The sequence below is a fragment of the Streptomyces sp. NPDC049627 genome (genome assembly GCF_044465645.1).
In the GTDB taxonomy this organism is placed as follows: Bacteria; Actinomycetota; Actinomycetes; order Streptomycetales; family Streptomycetaceae; genus Streptomyces.
Window position 1 is genome coordinate 296,947 of the sequence record NZ_JBITLW010000005.1, and the last position, 16,611, is coordinate 313,557.

At 70.9% G+C, this 16,611-nt stretch carries 15 protein-coding genes; 9 read left to right on the plus strand and 6 right to left on the minus strand.

Annotated features, from left to right (window positions below):
• Position 1 precedes the first annotated feature (1 nt).
• Both ACIBU0_RS15860 and ACIBU0_RS15865 read right to left on the minus strand, forming a co-directional pair.
• Complete coding sequence (locus tag ACIBU0_RS15860; RefSeq protein ID WP_398817669.1) at positions 2-1,015, minus strand: aldo/keto reductase; 1,014 nt, start codon at positions 1,013-1,015, stop codon at positions 2-4.
• A complete protein-coding gene (locus ACIBU0_RS15865; RefSeq protein WP_398817672.1) occupies positions 1,012-1,521 on the minus strand; it encodes a MerR family transcriptional regulator in 510 nt (169 codons plus the stop codon). The genes ACIBU0_RS15860 and ACIBU0_RS15865 overlap by 4 nt, the downstream gene beginning before the upstream one ends.
• Before the next feature lie 97 nt (positions 1,522-1,618).
• Here ACIBU0_RS15865 and ACIBU0_RS15870 point away from each other — a divergent pair, with 97 nt between their 5' ends.
• On the plus strand, positions 1,619-2,089 hold the full coding sequence (locus ACIBU0_RS15870; protein ID WP_398817675.1) for a GNAT family N-acetyltransferase: 471 nt from the start codon (positions 1,619-1,621) through the stop codon (positions 2,087-2,089).
• Between the two features lie 19 nt (positions 2,090-2,108).
• The gene (locus ACIBU0_RS15875) at positions 2,109-2,924 is read left to right on the plus strand and encodes a serine hydrolase domain-containing protein (RefSeq protein WP_398817678.1); all 816 of its coding nucleotides are present in this window, start codon (positions 2,109-2,111) and stop codon (positions 2,922-2,924) included.
• On the opposite strand, the gene ACIBU0_RS15880 is transcribed toward ACIBU0_RS15875, so the two are convergent.
• Together ACIBU0_RS15880 and ACIBU0_RS15885 are read right to left on the minus strand one after the other, a co-directional pair.
• Positions 2,896-5,169, minus strand: a complete 2,274-nt coding sequence (locus ACIBU0_RS15880; RefSeq protein ID WP_398817681.1) for an MMPL family transporter — start codon at positions 5,167-5,169, stop codon at positions 2,896-2,898. The genes ACIBU0_RS15875 and ACIBU0_RS15880 overlap by 29 nt on opposite strands.
• A gap of 84 nt (positions 5,170-5,253) precedes the next feature.
• Positions 5,254-5,907, minus strand: coding sequence for a pirin family protein (locus tag ACIBU0_RS15885; protein WP_398818300.1), 654 nt, complete (start codon positions 5,905-5,907; stop codon positions 5,254-5,256).
• 307 nt (positions 5,908-6,214) lie between these two features.
• Here ACIBU0_RS15885 and fasR point away from each other — a divergent pair, with 307 nt between their 5' ends.
• From fasR to fabF, 5 genes are all read left to right on the plus strand, one after another.
• On the plus strand, positions 6,215-7,420 hold the full coding sequence (fasR, locus tag ACIBU0_RS15890; RefSeq protein WP_398817684.1) for a fatty acid biosynthesis transcriptional regulator FasR: 1,206 nt from the start codon (positions 6,215-6,217) through the stop codon (positions 7,418-7,420).
• 89 nt (positions 7,421-7,509) lie between these two features.
• The gene (locus ACIBU0_RS15895; RefSeq protein ID WP_398817687.1) at positions 7,510-8,421 is read left to right on the plus strand and encodes an ACP S-malonyltransferase; all 912 of its coding nucleotides are present in this window, start codon (positions 7,510-7,512) and stop codon (positions 8,419-8,421) included.
• A gap of 16 nt (positions 8,422-8,437) precedes the next feature.
• Positions 8,438-9,439, plus strand: a complete 1,002-nt coding sequence (locus ACIBU0_RS15900) for a ketoacyl-ACP synthase III (RefSeq protein ID WP_398817690.1) — start codon at positions 8,438-8,440, stop codon at positions 9,437-9,439.
• A gap of 114 nt (positions 9,440-9,553) precedes the next feature.
• Positions 9,554-9,802 (plus strand): acyl carrier protein, encoded by a 249-nt coding sequence (locus ACIBU0_RS15905; protein ID WP_004001566.1) that lies wholly within the window; start codon positions 9,554-9,556, stop codon positions 9,800-9,802.
• A gap of 85 nt (positions 9,803-9,887) precedes the next feature.
• Entirely contained in the window at positions 9,888-11,159 is a 1,272-nt protein-coding gene (gene fabF / locus ACIBU0_RS15910) for a beta-ketoacyl-ACP synthase II (protein ID WP_398817693.1), read from the plus strand.
• A gap of 152 nt (positions 11,160-11,311) precedes the next feature.
• Here the strand turns inward: fabF and ACIBU0_RS15915 are convergent, their stop codons facing one another.
• Positions 11,312-11,806, minus strand: a complete 495-nt coding sequence (locus tag ACIBU0_RS15915; protein WP_194046559.1) for a DUF3145 domain-containing protein — start codon at positions 11,804-11,806, stop codon at positions 11,312-11,314.
• Between the two features lie 255 nt (positions 11,807-12,061).
• Between ACIBU0_RS15915 and ACIBU0_RS15920 the strand changes: the two genes are divergently transcribed.
• Complete coding sequence (locus ACIBU0_RS15920; RefSeq protein ID WP_398817697.1) at positions 12,062-12,952, plus strand: SGNH/GDSL hydrolase family protein; 891 nt, start codon at positions 12,062-12,064, stop codon at positions 12,950-12,952.
• Between the two features lie 10 nt (positions 12,953-12,962).
• Positions 12,963-13,940, plus strand: a complete 978-nt coding sequence (locus ACIBU0_RS15925) for an aldose epimerase family protein (protein ID WP_398817700.1) — start codon at positions 12,963-12,965, stop codon at positions 13,938-13,940.
• Between the two features lie 104 nt (positions 13,941-14,044).
• Here the strand turns inward: ACIBU0_RS15925 and ACIBU0_RS15930 are convergent, their stop codons facing one another.
• Positions 14,045-16,519: a glycoside hydrolase family 3 protein gene (locus ACIBU0_RS15930; protein WP_398817703.1), complete on the minus strand. Its 2,475-nt coding sequence runs from the start codon at positions 16,517-16,519 to the stop codon at positions 14,045-14,047.
• Positions 16,520-16,611 lie beyond the last annotated feature (92 nt).

The following is a 16,611-nucleotide window of genomic DNA, read 5'->3' on the forward strand; positions in this document are numbered from 1 at the left end:
CCTACTCCCGTCCGGCAGAAGCGAACCGCATGTCCGCGTACCTGTCGCCTGCCACCTTCGAGGCGATCGGCTCCAGCGCGGCCAACTCCTCCTCACTCAGCACGATCCGCGTCGCCGCCACGTTCTCTTCCACCCGCGTCGGCCTGCGTGTGCCCGGGATCGGGATCACCGGGAGGCCGTGCACCGCGGCCTGTTGCTGGACCCACGCCAGGGCTATCTGGCCCAGGGAGGCGCCGTGGGCCTCGGCCACCGTGCGGATCGGGTCCAGCAGAGCGGCGTTCGCGGCCGCGTTCTCCCCGGTGAAACGGGGCTGTTGGCGGCGGAAGTCATCGGAGGTGAGGTCCTCGGCCTTGGCGAAGGAGCCCGTGAGGAAGCCTCGGCCCAGCGGCGAGTAAGGGACCAGGGTCACGCCCAGTTCGCGGGCCGCCGGGACCACCTTCGGCTCGATGTCGCGGCTGAAGAGCGACCACTCGGACTGGACGGCCGCGATCGGGTGCACGGCCTGCGCGGCGCGCAGCTCGTCCGCCGTCACCTCGCTCAGTCCCAGCTGCTTGACCTTGCCCTCGCGGACCAGGTCCGCCATCGTGCCGACGGTCTCCTCGATGGGGACGTTCACATCGCGGCGGTGCATGTAGTAGAGGTCGATCACGTCGACGTCCAGGCGACGCAGGCTCGCCTCGACGGCCTGGCGGATGTACGGCGCGTCGTTGCGGATGACCCGGCGCGACGGGTCGTCCGGCGGGATCGACAGGGCGAACTTGGTGGCGATGACGACCTCGTCCCGGTGCGCCTTGAAGAACGGCGACAGGAACTTCTCGTTCTCCCCCGCGCCGTAGGCGTCCGCCGTGTCGTACAGCGTGACGCCCAGCTCCAGTGCCCGTTCCAGGGTCGCCCTGGACTCGTCGGCGTTCGTGGGGCCGTACGCGAAGCTCATGCCCATGCAGCCGAGGCCCTGGACACCCACCTCGGGTCCCGTCGCGCCGAGTCGTGCCGCCTCGATCCTGCTGTCCGTCATCCGGCCTTCTCCGTCTTCTCGTGCTCGTACGTGTTGCCCTGCGCGTGCGTCTTGTCCTGCTCGTACAGACGGCCCGCGTCCGCGTAGAAACTGATCTTCCGGTCGAGTACCGCCAGCGTGTCCTGCAGCTCGGCGATCCGGGCGAGGACGTCGCGGCGGGTGGACTCGAGGAGTTCGAAGCGCTCGCCGAACGTGTGGTCGCCCTCGCGCACCAGCTCGGCGTACCGGACCATGTCGGCGACCGGCATGCCGGTGAGCCGCAGCTTGCCGACGAGGTCGAGCCAGTCCAGGTCGCGGTTGCTGTAGCGGCGCTGGCCCGTGTGCGAGCGGCCGATGTGCGGCATGAGGCCGATCCGCTCGTACCAGCGCAGGGTGTGGGCCGTCAGCCCGGTGAAGGCGACGACCTCGCTGATCGTGTAGCTGTCCTGGCCTTCCGGCCGCCGGTGCGGGTGCGGCGGGGCGGCGCAGCTGTCGGTCCTGGTACTCGTGGTCTCCATCACCGTCATGCGCTCCACGCTATGACCTTGGAGTGCGCTCCAAGCAAGCGGAAACGGTAAGAAAACCACGGGACATGGCGTGATCACCGTGGTTAGCGTGCGGGCCATGAGTCTCGTACGCCGTGCCACGCCCGAGGACGCGCAGGAATCGCTGCGTCTGCGCCAGGTGATGATCGACGCGCTGCCCGATGGGGACAGTTCAACCGAGTGGCACGCGGAGTCCCTGCCGGGGCTCAGAGTGAAGCTGGGCGAGGCGGACGGGGACTTCGCCGCGTTCGTCGTCGACCACCCGGACCGGCCGGGGGCGTTGGCGGCGCTGGTGGTCGGCACGGTCGACTACCGGATCGGCAAGGCGGGCAATCCGCGCGGGCTGGCCGGGTACGTCTTCAGCGTCGCCACCGATCCCGGGGCCCGGCGTCGCGGGTACGCGCGCGCGTGCATGGACGAGCTGCTGGTGTGGTTCCGCGAGCGGGGCGCCGGGCAGGTCATGCTCACGGCGTCCCCGGAGGCCGAGCCGCTCTACGCCTCCCTCGGCTTCGCCCACAAGCCGGACCCCACGATGATTCTGAAGCTCTGAGCGGCTTAGGCTCACAGGCATGTCCTTGCAGAGCCTCGCACTGATCGAGAACTGGCCGGTCCCCACCGCCGCCGCGGGTGTCGTCCGGGCGGACGGCACGGTCCCGGGTACGCACGGTCCCGTCGGACACCGCTTCCCCCTCGCCTCGGTCACCAAGCCGCTGGCCGCCTACGCCGTCCTCGTCGCGTACGAGGAGGGGGCCGTCGAGCTCGACGAGCCGGCCGGGCCCGAGGGCTCGACGGTGCGGCATCTGCTCGCGCACACCTCGGGGCTGGCCTTCGACGAGCACCGGGTGACGGCCCCGCCCGGTGAGCGGCGGCTGTACTCCAACGCCGGGTTCGAGCAGCTCGGGGACCACATCGCCAAGGCGACGGACATCCCGTTCGCGGAGTATCTGCGGCAGGCGGTGCTGGAGCCGCTGGGCATGACGGCCACCTCGCTGGAGGGCTCCCCGGCGAAGGACGGGGTGTCGACGGTCGAGGACCTGCTGCGGTTCGCGGCGGAGGTGCAGGCGCCGCGGCTGCTGGACCCGCGGACGGTCGCCGAGGCGATGACCGTGCAGTACCCGGGGACGAAGGGCGTGCTGCCGGGCTACGGGCACCAGAACCCGAACGACTGGGGGCTCGGCTTCGAGATCCGCAACGGCAAGTCCCCGCACTGGACGGGCTCTTCCTCCTCGCCACGCACCTTCGGGCATTTCGGGCAGTCGGGTACGTTCCTGTGGATCGACCCGGACGCGGGAGCGGCCTGCGTCGCGCTGACGGACCGGGCGTTCGGGCCGTGGGCGATCGAGGTGTGGCCGGCCTTCACCGACGCCGTGCGCGCCGGGCTGTAGTCCGGTCGGCGGCCCCTTCTCCCGCCCGGGGCTCGGGCTCCGGACGGGCCCCAGGGGTCTCCGACTCTCCCTCGGCGTCGATGTGCGGCAGCACCCGGTCCAGCCACCTCGGGGTCCACCAGGCATGCGGGCCCAGCAGGGTCATCACGGCGGGCACCATGAGCAGCCGGACCACGCTGGCGTCGATGAGCACGCTGACGGCGAGCCCCAGGCCGAGCATCTTGACCACGATGTTGTCGCTGACGATGAAGGCGGCGAAGACGCTCATCATGATCAGTGCCGCGCAGGTGATCACACGGGCGGTGATCTCCAGTGCGTGGGCGACCGAGCCCTTCGCGTCCCCGGTGCGCAGCCAGGCCTCGTGCACGCGGGACAGCAGGAAGATCTCGTAGTCCATGCTCAGCCCGAAGATGATGGCGAACATCATCATCGGCACATAGCTCTCGATGGGCACCTTGCCGTTGACGCCCAGCGCGGGCCCGCCCCAGCCCCACTGGAACACGGCGACGACCACGCCGTACGAGGCGGCGATCGACAGGACGTTGAGGACGGCCGCCTTCAGGGCCACGAGCACGCCGCGGAAGACCGCGAGGATGATCAGGAAGGCCAGGGCGACCACGACGCAGATGATCAGCGGCAGCCGGCTCGCGACGATGTCGCGGAAGTCGACCTGCGCGGCCGTCGTGCCGGTGACGTAGCCCTTGGCGTCGGTGCCGGAGACCGCGTCGGGCAGCGTGTCGTCGACGAGCCGGTTGGTGAGATCGGTGGTGTCCGCGTTCTGCGGGGACTTCGCCGAGTAGACCGTGCCGACCAGGACGTCACCGTCCTTCGTCGGCGTCAGGGGTGTCACGAAGGAGGTTCCGGACGCGTCATTGAGGGCCTTCTGAGCCTTCGAGGCCAGGTCCGAGCGCTGCGAGTCCGGTACGGAGCTCTGGTCGACGACGACGGTGAGGGGCCCGTTGGAGCCGGCACCGAACGCGTCGGTCATCAGGTCGTAGGCCCGACGGTCGGTGAACGAGGTGGGATCGGCGCCGTCGCCGATGTGGCCGAGCTGGATCGAGAAGACGGGGATCGCCAGCACCGCCACGGTGGCGAGGCCCGCGGACAGGTACCGCAGCGGATGGCGCTCGACGCGCTGGGCGTAGCGGTGCCAGGTGCCCGTGACCTCGGCGCCCGGTTCGGCGTCGGTCTCGGCGATCGGGCGGCGCAGGTGGTAGCGGTCGATACGGCGGCCGATCAGCCCCAGCAGAGCGGGCACCAGGGTCAGCGCGCCCAGGACGGCCGAGACGACCGTGACGGCCGCGGCGACGCCGAGTTTGCCGATGAAGCTCACGCCGGACACCCACAGGCCCATGAGGGCGACGATCACCGTCGTACCGGACACGAGCACCGCACGCCCGCTGGTGGCGGCGGCGTGGCCGGCGGCGCGCACCGGGTCGGCGCCGTCCATGAGGCCCTGCCGGTGCCGGGTGATCAGGAACAGGGCGTAGTCGATACCGACGCCGAGGCCGATCATCGTGGCCAGGGTGGGCGAGACCGTGGCGAAGGTGAACGCGATGGCGAGCAGCCCGAGACAGGCGAGGCCGCCGACCACGCTGATCAGCGCGGTGATCAGGGGCAGCCCGGCGGCGATCACACTGCCGAACCCGACCAGCAGCACCACGATGGCGACGCCGAACCCGATCAGCTCGCTCACCCGGTCGTCGGCGGCGGGCCGCGCCAGCTCCCCGAGCGATCCGCCGTACTCGACGTCGGCGCCGGCGGACCGCAGCGGCTGTACGGCGTCGTCGACTCCGTGGAGGTAACTGTCACCGAGGAGGGACGGCTGCTCGTCGAAGCGGACGGTGATGTAGCCGGTCTTCCCGTCGGAGGACACCGGCCCGACCTTCGAGGAGGTGGCGCCCAGGGGGTTCTGCACCGCCAGGACGTGCGGCAGTTTCTGCAGGTCGGCGACGGCGGTCGACATCTGCGAGCCGAGCGAGGACAGCGCCTTGTCGTCGTCGTGCAGGACGATCTGGCTGCTGTAGCCGCCGGCCTGCGGATCATGCTGCTGGAGAACATCCAGGCCTTCCTGCGACTGGACGTTCGAGAGCGCGAAGTCGTCGGAGTAGGTCCCGCCATGGATGTGGTTGAGTGCTTGCAGCCCGCCCAGTGCGACCAGCCAAGCGACGATCACGATCACGAAGTGGTGCGCACACCATTCACCGAGCCGCCGCAGCCCCCCGGTGCCTTTCCGTCTGGCCATAGCCTCGGCTCTTCTCTGCCGAGCGGGTGTCCGACACCTCCATTGGACGCCTCTTGGGCCACTCCGTCATCTCGGGCACCACGGCTAGCGGCCCATCTCCCACACGAGCAGCTCCGCCGCGCTCACCCCCACCGCCTCCACGTCCTCGGCGTCCGTGATGCGCACCGCGTCCCCGGCGCTCAGCTCCTCGCCGCCCAGCCGCACTTCCCCGCGCACGACATGGACGTACACATACGCCCCGTCCGGCACCGCCGACCGCTCCCCCGCCCCCAGCCGCCGCACGTGGAGCAGGGCGCCCGCCTCCGCAACGGCGTACGGCGTCGAGTCCGCGATGCCGTGGACGATCTCGTACGACGGCTCGCCGCCCGGCGTCAGCGGGGCCAGCCAGGTCTGGATGAAGGTCAGGGGGGTGCCGGCGTCGTTGCGCTCCACGTGCCGTACCCCACCCGCCGAGCTGAGCCGCTGCACGTCGCCGGGCCGCACCCGGGTCTCGTGCCCCGCCGAGTCGCGGTGGGTCAGCTCTCCCTCGACCACCCACGTCACGATCTCGGTGTGGCTGTGCGGATGCTCGTCGAAGCCGGCGCCCGGGGCGAGCCGCTCCTCGTTGCAGGCGATCATCGCGCCGAAGCGGAGGTTGTCGGGGTCGTAGTGGGGCCCGAAGGAGAAGGCATGGCGCGACACGATCCCCGCTGCCGGATCCCCTCCCGGATAGCGCTCCGCAGCGCGCCGTACATCCATCACACGCACCACGGTAGCCGTGCCGACCAGCCCACACCGACGCCGGGCAAGAGCCCACCAACCTCCCCCGGTCCGACGACACCGGCCGCGAGGGAGCCGCAGGGGCGCGTCGGTGTCGAGAGGCCGAACGCGCGGAGGCCCGAAGGGCTGAGCACGATCGGCCTCTCGACACCGACATGTGGCGCCCCGAAGGCGACCGAGCCAGACATTCGGCACCCCACCTGCAAAAGGCACTGCACAGCCCACCAGCTGTCAAGCACACACCCTCCGGCGCACGCACCCGTCCCGATAAGGCAGTCTTGTCCCCGTGCCCGAACCCGAAGCCCGCAAGTCCCCCGCCCCCGCGCACGACGTCCACCCCCACGCCGCGACCCTGAGGCGGCTCGAGAAGTCCTCCGGTTCGCTCGCCGCGCAGGCGATCGCGCGGATGGACGAGACGCTGCCGTGGTACCGGGCCATGCCCCCGGAGAACCGTTCCTGGATCGGTCTCGTCGCCCAGGCCGGTATCGCCGCCTTCACCGAGTGGTTCCGGCGTCCCGACGCACCCCAGGCCATCTCCACCGACGTCTTCGGGACCGCGCCGCGCGAGCTGACCCGGGCCATCACCCTCCGCCAGACCGTCGAGATGGTGCGCACGACCATCGAGGTCATGGAGTCCGCCATCGACGAGGTGGCGGCTCCCGGTGACGAGAGCGTCCTGCGCGAAGCCCTGCTGGTGTACGCCCGTGAGATCGCCTTCGCCACCGCGCAGGTCTATGCCCAGGCCGCCGAGGCACGCGGTGCCTGGGACGCGCGCCTGGAGTCCCTCGTCGTGAACGCCGTACTCAGCGGCGAGGCCGACGAAGGAGCGGTGTCACGCGCCGCCGCACTCGGCTGGAACTCCCCCGAGCACGTCTGCGTCGTCCTCGGCACCGCGCCCGACGGGGACTCCGAACTGACCGTCGAGGCGATCCGGCGGGCCGCCCGGCATGCCAAGTTGCAGGTGCTGACCGGGGTGCTCGGGGACCGGCTGGTCGTCATCGCGGGCGGCAGCGACAACCCGCTCGCCGTGGCCAAGTCGCTGATCGGGCCGTTTGCCGCAGGTCCCGTCGTCGCGGGGCCCGTGGTGCCGGATCTGCTGGCCGGCACGCGGTCGGCGCAGGCCGCGGCGGCCGGCCTGAAGGCGTGTTCCGCCTGGCAGGACGCCCCGCGGCCGGTACTGGCGGACGACCTGCTTCCGGAACGTGCCATCGCCGGGGATCCGAGTGCGCGTGAGCAGTTGGTGGAGGAGATCTACAGACCGCTGGAGGAGGCCGGGTCGGCTCTTCTGGAGACGCTCTCCGTCTATCTCGAGCAGGCGAGCAGTCTGGAGGGCGCGGCACGGATGCTGTTCGTGCATCCCAACACCGTGCGCTACCGGCTTCGACGTGTGACTGACGTCACCGGCTGGTCGCCGTCCGATGTACGCTCCGCGTTCACGTTGCGGATCGCGCTGATCCTGGGGCGTCTGGTGGATGGAGATCTTCAGCTCTAGGCTTTTGTCGGGGGCCCACAAATCCCCCTCGCGTTCTTCGTCCTTGTCCCCACGGGCGGCGTCGGCCGTCCCCAAGAGAGAGTGTGAGAGTGCTCGTACTCGTCGCTCCCGGCCAGGGCGCCCAGACGCCCGGCTTCCTGACCCCCTGGCTCGAACTCCCCGGTGCCGCCGACCGCGTCGCCGCGTGGTCGGACGCCATCGGACTGGACCTCGCCCACTACGGCACGCAGGCCGACGCGGACGCGATCCGGGACACGGCGGTGGCGCAGCCGCTGCTCGTGGCCGCCGGCATCCTGTCCGCCGCGGCACTCGGTGACATCTCGCCGGGCGCCGTCGCGGGACACAGCGTCGGTGAGATCACCGCGGCCGCCTTCGCGGGCGTCCTCGACGACACCGCCGCGCTGACCCTCGTCCGCAAGCGGGGCCTGGCCATGGCCGAGGCCGCCGCGATCACCGAGACCGGTATGTCGGCGCTGCTCGGCGGCGACCCGGAGACCTCGGTCGCGCACCTGGAGAAGCTCGGCCTGACTCCGGCGAACATCAACGGCGCCGGCCAGATCGTGGCCGCGGGCACGATGGAGCAGCTCGCCGCGCTGAACGAGGACAAGCCCGAGGGGGTGCGCAAGGTCGTCCCGCTGAAGGTCGCGGGCGCCTTCCACACGCACCACATGGGCCCCGCGGTGGAGAAGCTCGCCGAGGCCGCCAAGGAGCTCGTGCCCGCCGACCCGAAGCTCACCTACGTCTCCAACAAGGACGGCCGGGCGGTCGCCGCCGGCGCCGAGGTGCTGGAGCGCCTCGTCGGGCAGGTCGCCAACCCGGTCCGCTGGGACCTGTGCATGGAGACCTTCAAGGAGCTCGGTGTCACGGCCCTGATCGAGGCGTGCCCGGGTGGCACGCTGACCGGTCTGGCCAAGCGCGCACTGCCGGGTGTGCAGACCCTGGCGCTCAAGACCCCCGACGACCTGGACGCTGCTCGCGAGCTCATCGCCGAGCACGCCTGACAAGGAGCCCCGGAGCATGGCGAAGCTGAAGCCCAGCAAGGGCGCCCCGTACGCACGCATCCTCGGTGTCGGCGGTTACCGCCCGACGCGGGTCGTGCCCAACGAGGTGATCCTGGAGAAGATCGACTCGTCCGACGAGTGGATCCGTTCGCGCTCCGGCATCGAGACGCGGCACTGGGCGAACGACGAGGAGACCGTCGCCGCGATGTCGATCGAGGCGTCCGGCAAGGCGATCGCCGACGCGGGGATCTCCGCCGAGCAGATCGGCGGCGTGATCGTCTCGACCGTCTCGCACTTCAAGCAGACCCCGGCCGTGGCGACGGAGATCGCGGACAAGCTGGGCACGAACAAGGCCGCCGCCTTCGACATCTCGGCCGGCTGCGCGGGCTTCGGCTACGGCCTCACCCTCGCCAAGGGCATGATCGTCGAGGGCTCCGCCGAGTACGTCCTCGTCATCGGCGTCGAGCGGCTGAGCGACCTGACCGACCTGGAGGACCGGGCGACGGCCTTCCTGTTCGGCGACGGCGCCGGCGCGGTCGTCGTGGGCCCGTCCAAGGAGCCGGCCATCGGCCCGACGGTCTGGGGCTCGGAGGGCGACAAGTCCGAGACGATCAAGCAGACCGTGCCGTGGACGGACTACCGCTCCGGCGAGGTCGAGAAGTTCCCTGCGATCACGCAGGAGGGCCAGGCGGTCTTCCGCTGGGCCGTGTTCGAGATGGCGAAGGTCGCCCAGCAGGCGCTGGACGCGGCCGGGATCACCTCGGACGAGCTGGACGTCTTCATCCCTCACCAGGCCAACGAGCGGATCATCGACTCGATGGTGAAGACTCTCAAGCTGCCGGAGCACGTCACGGTCGCCCGCGACGTACGCACCACCGGCAACACCTCGGCCGCCTCGATTCCGCTCGCGATGGAGCGGCTCCTGGCGACCGGCGAGGCGAAGAGCGGCGACACCGCGCTGGTCATCGGATTCGGGGCGGGTCTCGTGTACGCCGCCACGGTCGTTACTCTCCCCTAGGCACTCCGTGCCGGATCATGCGAACCGGCACGGGAGAACCGCACCACCCGCCGCTGCCGCGGTGGGAGCCAAAACCCTCTGAACAACCTGAACAATCAACGAAGGAGCGCCAAGATGGCCGCCACTCAGGAAGAGATCGTCGCCGGTCTTGCCGACATCGTGAACGAGATCGCCGGCATCCCGGTTGAGGACGTCCAGCTGGACAAGTCCTTCACCGACGACCTGGACGTCGACTCGCTGTCCATGGTCGAGGTCGTCGTCGCCGCCGAAGAGCGCTTCGACGTCAAGATCCCGGACGAGGACGTCAAGAACCTCAAGACGGTCGGCGACGCGACCGACTACATCCTCAAGCACCAGGGCTGATCCACCGATCAGGCCCCAGGGCTGAACTGCCCCGCCACCCGGCGGTGGCGCCGCTGAATCCCCATTCCTTGGAGAAAGAATTCCCGTGAGCTCGACCAATCGCACCGTGGTCGTCACCGGTATCGGCGCAACCACACCGCTGGGTGGCGACGCAGCCTCTACCTGGGAGGGCCTCATCGCCGGCAAGTCCGGCGTCAAGCCCCTGGAGCAGGAGTGGGCCGCCGAGCAGGCGGTCCGTATCGCCGCGCCGGTCGCCGTGGAGCCGACCGAGGTCATCCCCCGGCCGCAGGCCCGCCGTCTGGACCGCTCGGCGCAGTTCGCGCTGATCGCCGCCCAGGAGGCGTGGAAGGACGCCGGGTTCGAGGCCAAGGCCGGTGAGGACCCGAACGTCGACCCCGACCGCCTCGGTGCGGTCATCGCCTCCGGCATCGGCGGCGTGACGACGCTGCTCGACCAGTACGACGTGCTGAAGGAGAAGGGCGTCCGCCGCGTCTCCCCGCACACCGTCCCCATGCTGATGCCGAACAGCCCCTCCGCCAACGTGGGTCTGGCCGTGGGCGCCCGCGCGGGTGTGCACACGCCGGTCTCGGCGTGCGCGTCGGGCGCGGAGGCCATCGGCTACGCCATCGAGATGATCCGTACGGGCCGCGCCGACGTCGTCGTCGCGGGTGGCACGGAGGCGGCGATCCATCCGCTGCCGATCGCCGCGTTCGGCAACATGATGGCGATGTCCAAGAACAACGAGAACCCGCAGGGTGCGTCGCGTCCCTACGACGTCGCCCGTGACGGTTTCGTCCTCGGTGAGGGCGCCGGTGTCGTCGTCCTGGAGTCCGCCGAGCACGCCGCCAAGCGCGGTGCCCGTGTGTACGCCGAGGCGGTCGGGCAGGGCATCTCCGCCGACGCGCACGACATCGTGCAGCCCGAGCCGGAGGGGCGCGGCATCTCGCAGGCCCTGGAGAACCTCCTTGAGCGCACCGACCTGGACCCGGCGGAGATCGTGCACGTCAACGCGCACGCCACGTCGACGCCGGCCGGTGACATCGCCGAGCTGAAGGCGCTGCGGAAGGTGTTCGGTGACGACGCCGACCACATGGCCGTGTCGGCCACGAAGTCGATGACGGGGCATCTGCTGGGCGGCGCCGGTGGTGTGGAGACCGTGGCGACGGTGCTCGCGCTGTACAACCGGGTTGCCCCGCCGACGATCAACGTCGAGAACCTGGACCCGGAGGCCGAGGCGAATGCCGACGTCGTCCGTGGTGAGGCGCGCAAGCTGCCTGTTGAGGGGCGGATTGCTGCGCTGAACGACTCGTTCGGGTTTGGTGGGCACAACGTGGTTCTGGCGTTCCGGACGATCTGACACCGGCGTTAGCTGAAAGTGGCCCGGACTCTGGGAAGAGTTCGGGCCATTCGCCGTTGGTTGATCTGTTGTCGGCCGACTACCGGCCGGTGGGGGCTTGTCGCGCAGTTCCCCGCGCCCCTGAAAGACTCGGCGTTGCCGCCCCGGTCTGTCTAGACGACCTGGTGGAGCCAGCGGACCGGGGCGCCCTCGCCCGCGTACCTGAAAGGCTCCAGTTCGTCGTCCCACGGCTTGCCCAGGAGCTTGGCGATCTCCGCCTCCAGGTCCGTCTCGCCGCGCTGGGAGCGGGCCAGCGCCGCGCGCAGGCGGTCCTCGGGGATGAGGATGTCGCCGTGGATGCCCGTCACCGCGTGGAAGATGCCCAGGTCGGGGGTGCAGCTGTAGCGTTCGCCCTCGGCGGTGGGGCAGGGCTCGGCCGTGACCTCGAAGCGGAGGAGGTGCCAGCCGCGCAGGGCCGACGCCAGCTTCGACGCCGTGCCCGCCTCGCCCTGCCAGGAGAACTCAGAGCGCCAGGTGCCGGGCGCGGCCGGCTGCCGGATCCAGTCGAGGTTGACGCGCGTGCCGAGCACCCCGGCGACGGCCCACTCGACGTGCGGGCACAGCGCGCGCGGCGCGGAGTGCACGTACAGAACTCCACGTGTCGTCACCGGTACCTCCGGGCAGAGCGGACATCATGCGAACTGGCGGACGATAGTGGCCGGGCAGCCACGTTGATGGCGAGGCTACCGTGCGGCGGCGCAAGGAGTGTGACGTACCGTCGGTCCCGGTGCCGTGAAACGCCCGCCATTCACCCGGCAGGACGCTTGTACGGGTGTGAGCCGTTCCATGAGCCGGGCGGGAACCCTTGTGCGTTGTTATGGGTTGGAAACCATGACACGACCTGACGAGGGGATGGACCAGGCATGCGGACACGACGGCACGTTGCGCGCGCTGTCCTCGTCACCGTGACCGCGGCCGTCCTGGGCGTCGCCGGCTGTGATGCGGTCGGCGGCAACTCCCCGGGCCCGTCCGGCACCGAGGCGCAGAGTGCGCGTCCGTCCCCGAAGCCGACCCCGGACTGGGACCGCAGCCCGGCCTCGATCGCGGCCGTGGGCGACTCCATCACGACCGGTTTCGACGCCTGTTCGGTGCTGTCGGACTGCCCGGAGGTCTCGTGGGCGACCGGCAGCAGTCCCCGGGTGGACAGTCTCGCCGTACGGCTGCTGGGGAAGGCGAAGGCGGCCGGGCACAGCTGGAACTACGCGGTGACCGGGGCGCGGATGGCGGATCTGCCCGGTCAGATGAGCCGGGCGGTGGCGCGCAGGCCGGAGCTGGTGACGGTGATGGCGGGGGCGAACGACGCCTGCCGGGACACGACCGACGCGATGACCCCGGTGGCCGATTTCCGTTCCCAGTTCGAGGAGGCCATGGGCACGCTGCGGGACGCCCTGCCGAAGGCCCAGGTGTATGTCGCGAGCGTGCCGAACCTGATGCGGCTGTGGGAGCAGGGCCGTACGAACCCGATGAGCAAGCAGGTGTGGGGGCTCGGCATCTGCCCGTCGATGCTGAGCGAGCCCGACTCCCTGACCACGGCGGCGAAGCAGCGGCGCGAGACGGTGCAGGAGCGGGTCGAGGCGTACAACGAGGTGCTGGAGCAGGTCTGTGCGAAGGACCGGCGCTGCCGGTTCGACGACGGCGCGGTGTACGACTTCCGCTTCGGCACCGACCAGCTCAGCCAGTGGGACTGGTTCCACCCGAGTGTGAACGGGCAGGCGCGGCTGGCCGAGATCGCCTACCGGACGGTCACTCACTAGTCTTCCGCTCATGAGCGAACACTTCGGCACACTTTCCGACGGCACGCCGGTCCACCGTTGGACCCTGGAGCGCGCCGGCGTCCAGGTGCGGGTGCTGTCGTACGGCGGGATCGTGCAGTCGCTTCAGGTGCCGGACCGGGACGGACGCGCGGCGAACGTGGTGCTCGGTTTCGCCGACCTGGACGGCTATCTCTCCCACCCGGGGCCCTACTTCGGCGCCCTCATCGGGCGGTACGCCAACCGGATCGCGGGCGGCCGCTTCGCGCTGGACGGCCTGACGTACACCCTCGCACCCAACAACGCGCCCAACTCCCTGCACGGCGGCGAGCACGGCTTCGACAAGCGGGTGTGGGAGGCGACGCCGGTCGAGCACGGTGTGCGGCTCAGCCGGGTCAGCCCGCACGGCGAGGAGGGCTTCCCGGGGCGCCTGGAGGTCACGGCGACCTACACGCTGGAGGCGGACGGGGCGCTGCGGATCGCGTACGAGGCGGTGACGGACGCGCCGACCGTGGTGAACCTGACCAACCACAGCTACTTCAACCTCGCCGGATCGCAGGCCGGCGTCGCGGGCGGCCATGAACTGCGGCTGGCCGCCTCCCGGTTCACACCGGTCGACGCGGACCTGATTCCGACCGGCTCCCTGGACGAGGTCGCGGGCACCCGCTTCGACTTCCGCCAGGGACGGAAGGTGGGCGCCGGGTACGACCACAACTTCGTGCTGGACAAGGGGGTGACGGGGCGCGCGGAGGAGGTCGCCGAGCTGTACGACCCGGCGTCGGGGCGGGTGCTGACGGTGGCGACCACCGAGCCCGGCCTCCAGCTGTACACCGCCGACCATCTGACCGAGCCCTTCGCCCCGGGCGACGGCATCGCGCTGGAGACGCAGCACTTCCCCGACTCGCCGAACCGGCCGGAGTTCCCGAGCACGGTGCTGCGGCCGGGCGAGGTGTTCCGGTCGGAGACGGTGTACGGATTCTCGGTCCGTTAGGTGTACGGATTCCCGGTCCGCCAGAAGGGCCCTGACGAGGACCCCAGCCCCGGCCCGGGCGTCAGGACCCGGGCCGGGGCTGTTCCTGGGGTACTTCTCCCGGATCAGACGTTAATGGTCGTCGTGACCCGCCGGTCGGCGATCGAGCGCCCCACCTGGATCTCGTACGAACCCTTCACAAAGGTCCACGCATTGGTCTTCTCGTCCCACGTCTCGAACGCACGGCGCGGGATGTCGATCACCGCTTCGGCGGTCTCCCCCGGCCCCGCCTCCACGCCCGCGAACCCGGCGAGCCACCGCGCGGGACGGTCGGCGTCGGGCTCGCCCGGCGCCAGATAGACCTGGACGACCTCCCGCCCCGCGCGCTCGCCGGAGTTGCGGACGCGGACCCTGACCGTCGTGCCCTCGGCCTCGGCGGACTCGTAGGTCCATTCGGTGTAGCCGAGGCCGTGCCCGAAGGGGTACGCCGGGACGCGGCCCTCCTTCTCCCAGGCGCGGTAGCCGATGAAGACGCCCTCCGCGTAAGGGAGTTCGCCGTTCGAGGGGACGACCCTGCTGACCGGGGCGTCGGTCAGGGAACCCCAGGTGGTGGGCAGCCGGCCGCCCGGCTCGTGGGTGCCCGTGAGGACGTCCGCCAGGGCCGCGCCGCCCTCCTGGCCGGGGAACCAGCTGAGCAGGACGGCGTCGACGTCCTCGCGCCACGGCAGCTCCACCGGGGAGCCGGAGTTGACGACCACGACGGTGCGGGGGTTGGCGGCGGCGACGGCGCGGACCAGGTCGTCCTGGCGGCCGGGCAGCCTCAGGTCCCCGCGGTCGAAGCCCTCGGACTCGACGCGCTCGGTGGTCGCCACCACCACGACGGCCGTGTCGGCGTTCCGCGCCGCTTCGACGGCCTCGGCGATGAGTTCGTCGGGGTCGCGCTGCGGGTCCTGGTGGGCGAGGGCGAAGATGACCGCCTGCATCGGGATGTCGTCGGTGCCTTCGACGACGTGGGTGAGGGAGACCTCGACCGGTTCGCCGGCGGTCAGGTCGACCTGGGCGCGGGGCGTGGGCTCGCCGAAGAAGGTGATGAAGGGGTCGTCCTTCGGCGGGGTCTGGACGGCGTCGAAGTACGTGGTGCCGCCGATGGTCAGGGTGAAGGCGCCGATGCCCTGGATGCCGAAGGTGTGCGAGCCGCTCTCGCGCGGGGTGAAGGTGCCGGTCAGCTCGATGGTGTGCAGCCGCATGGGGGTCCCCCCGCTCGAGCGAAGTCGAGAGTGGGGGAGGGTGACGCCTTCGGGCAGGCCCGAGGGCCCCATCCACTTGATCTGGCCGCCCGGCGCGGAGTCGGTGCCGATGACGTCGCCGTCGGCGTCCCGGCACACGGCGCGCAGCGCGAACCGCGTGTCGAAGACGGAGAGCTCGGTGTTGGGGTCGGCGCCGACGGCGTAGGTGAGGGTCCCTTCGGGGAGGGCGGCGGTGAGGCCGTCGAGCGGGGAGACGATCCGGGCGGGGAAGACGGTGGCGGAGCCGCCGCCGAGGACGCGGGCGTCGCGGGCGGCGGCGCCGATGAGCGCGACGGTGCCGTTCGGCCGCAGCGGGAGGGCGCCCCGGTTGCGGACGAGGACGAAGGAGCGGCGGGCGATCTCGCGGGCCAGCGCGCTGCCGTCGACGGCCTCGGGCACCTCGGCGACGACGGGCTCGGCCCCTTCCAGGATTCCGACGCGGGCGGCGAGCCGCAGGACGTTGCGTACGGCGTCGTCGACCTTGGCCTCGGCCACCTCGCCGTCCCGTACGGCCCGGGCGAGGGCGGGGCCGTACACGGTCTGCGGGCCCGGCATGGCGACGTCGAGGCCGCCCTCGATCGCGCCGGCGGTCGAGCGGGCGGCCAGCCAGTCGGAGACGTTGTAGCCGTCGAAGCCCCATTCGCCGCGCAGGACTTCGTTCACGAGGTAGTGGTGCTCGGTCATCGTGGTGCCGTTGACCGTGTTGTAGGCGGTCATGATGCCCCAGGGGTGGGCGTTGGCGACGATGATCTCGAAGGGCGACAGGTACAGCTCGCGCAGAGCACGCTCGCTCACGGTGTTGTTCACCGTGAAGCGGTCGGTCTCGGCGTCGTTGGCGACGAAGTGCTTGACGGTGGTGCCGACGCCGCCGGACTGGACGCCGTTCACATAGCCCGCGCCGATCGTGCCCGTCAGATACGGGTCTTCGCTGTAGGCCTCGAAGTGACGGCCGCCGAGCGGGGAGCGGTGGAGGTTCACGGTGGGGGCGAGGAGCACGTGGACGCCCTTGCGGCGGGACTCCTGGGCGAGCAGCACCCCTGCCCTGCGGGCGAGTCCGGGGTCCCAGGTGGCGGCGAGGGCGGTGGGCGAGGGCAGTGCGACGGAGGGGTCGTCGGCGGTCCAGCGCACGCCCCGGACGCCGATCGGGCCGTCGGACATGACGAGGGACTTCAGGCCGATCTCGGGGAGCGCGGGAAGGGTCCACATGTCCTGGCCGGAGAGCAGCCGTGCCTTCGCGTCGAGGTCCAGCCGGGCGAGCGCTGCCTCGACGACCGCCTCGCGTGCTGCATCGGCCTGGGTGCGGGTTCCCGCCATGGCGGTGCCTCCTCGTTGGGTCCGGGGTGTGCCGGGTGCGCCTCCATCGTGCAGCGGTTACCTGTAGACCGGTAGGTTTCGTTATCCTGCTG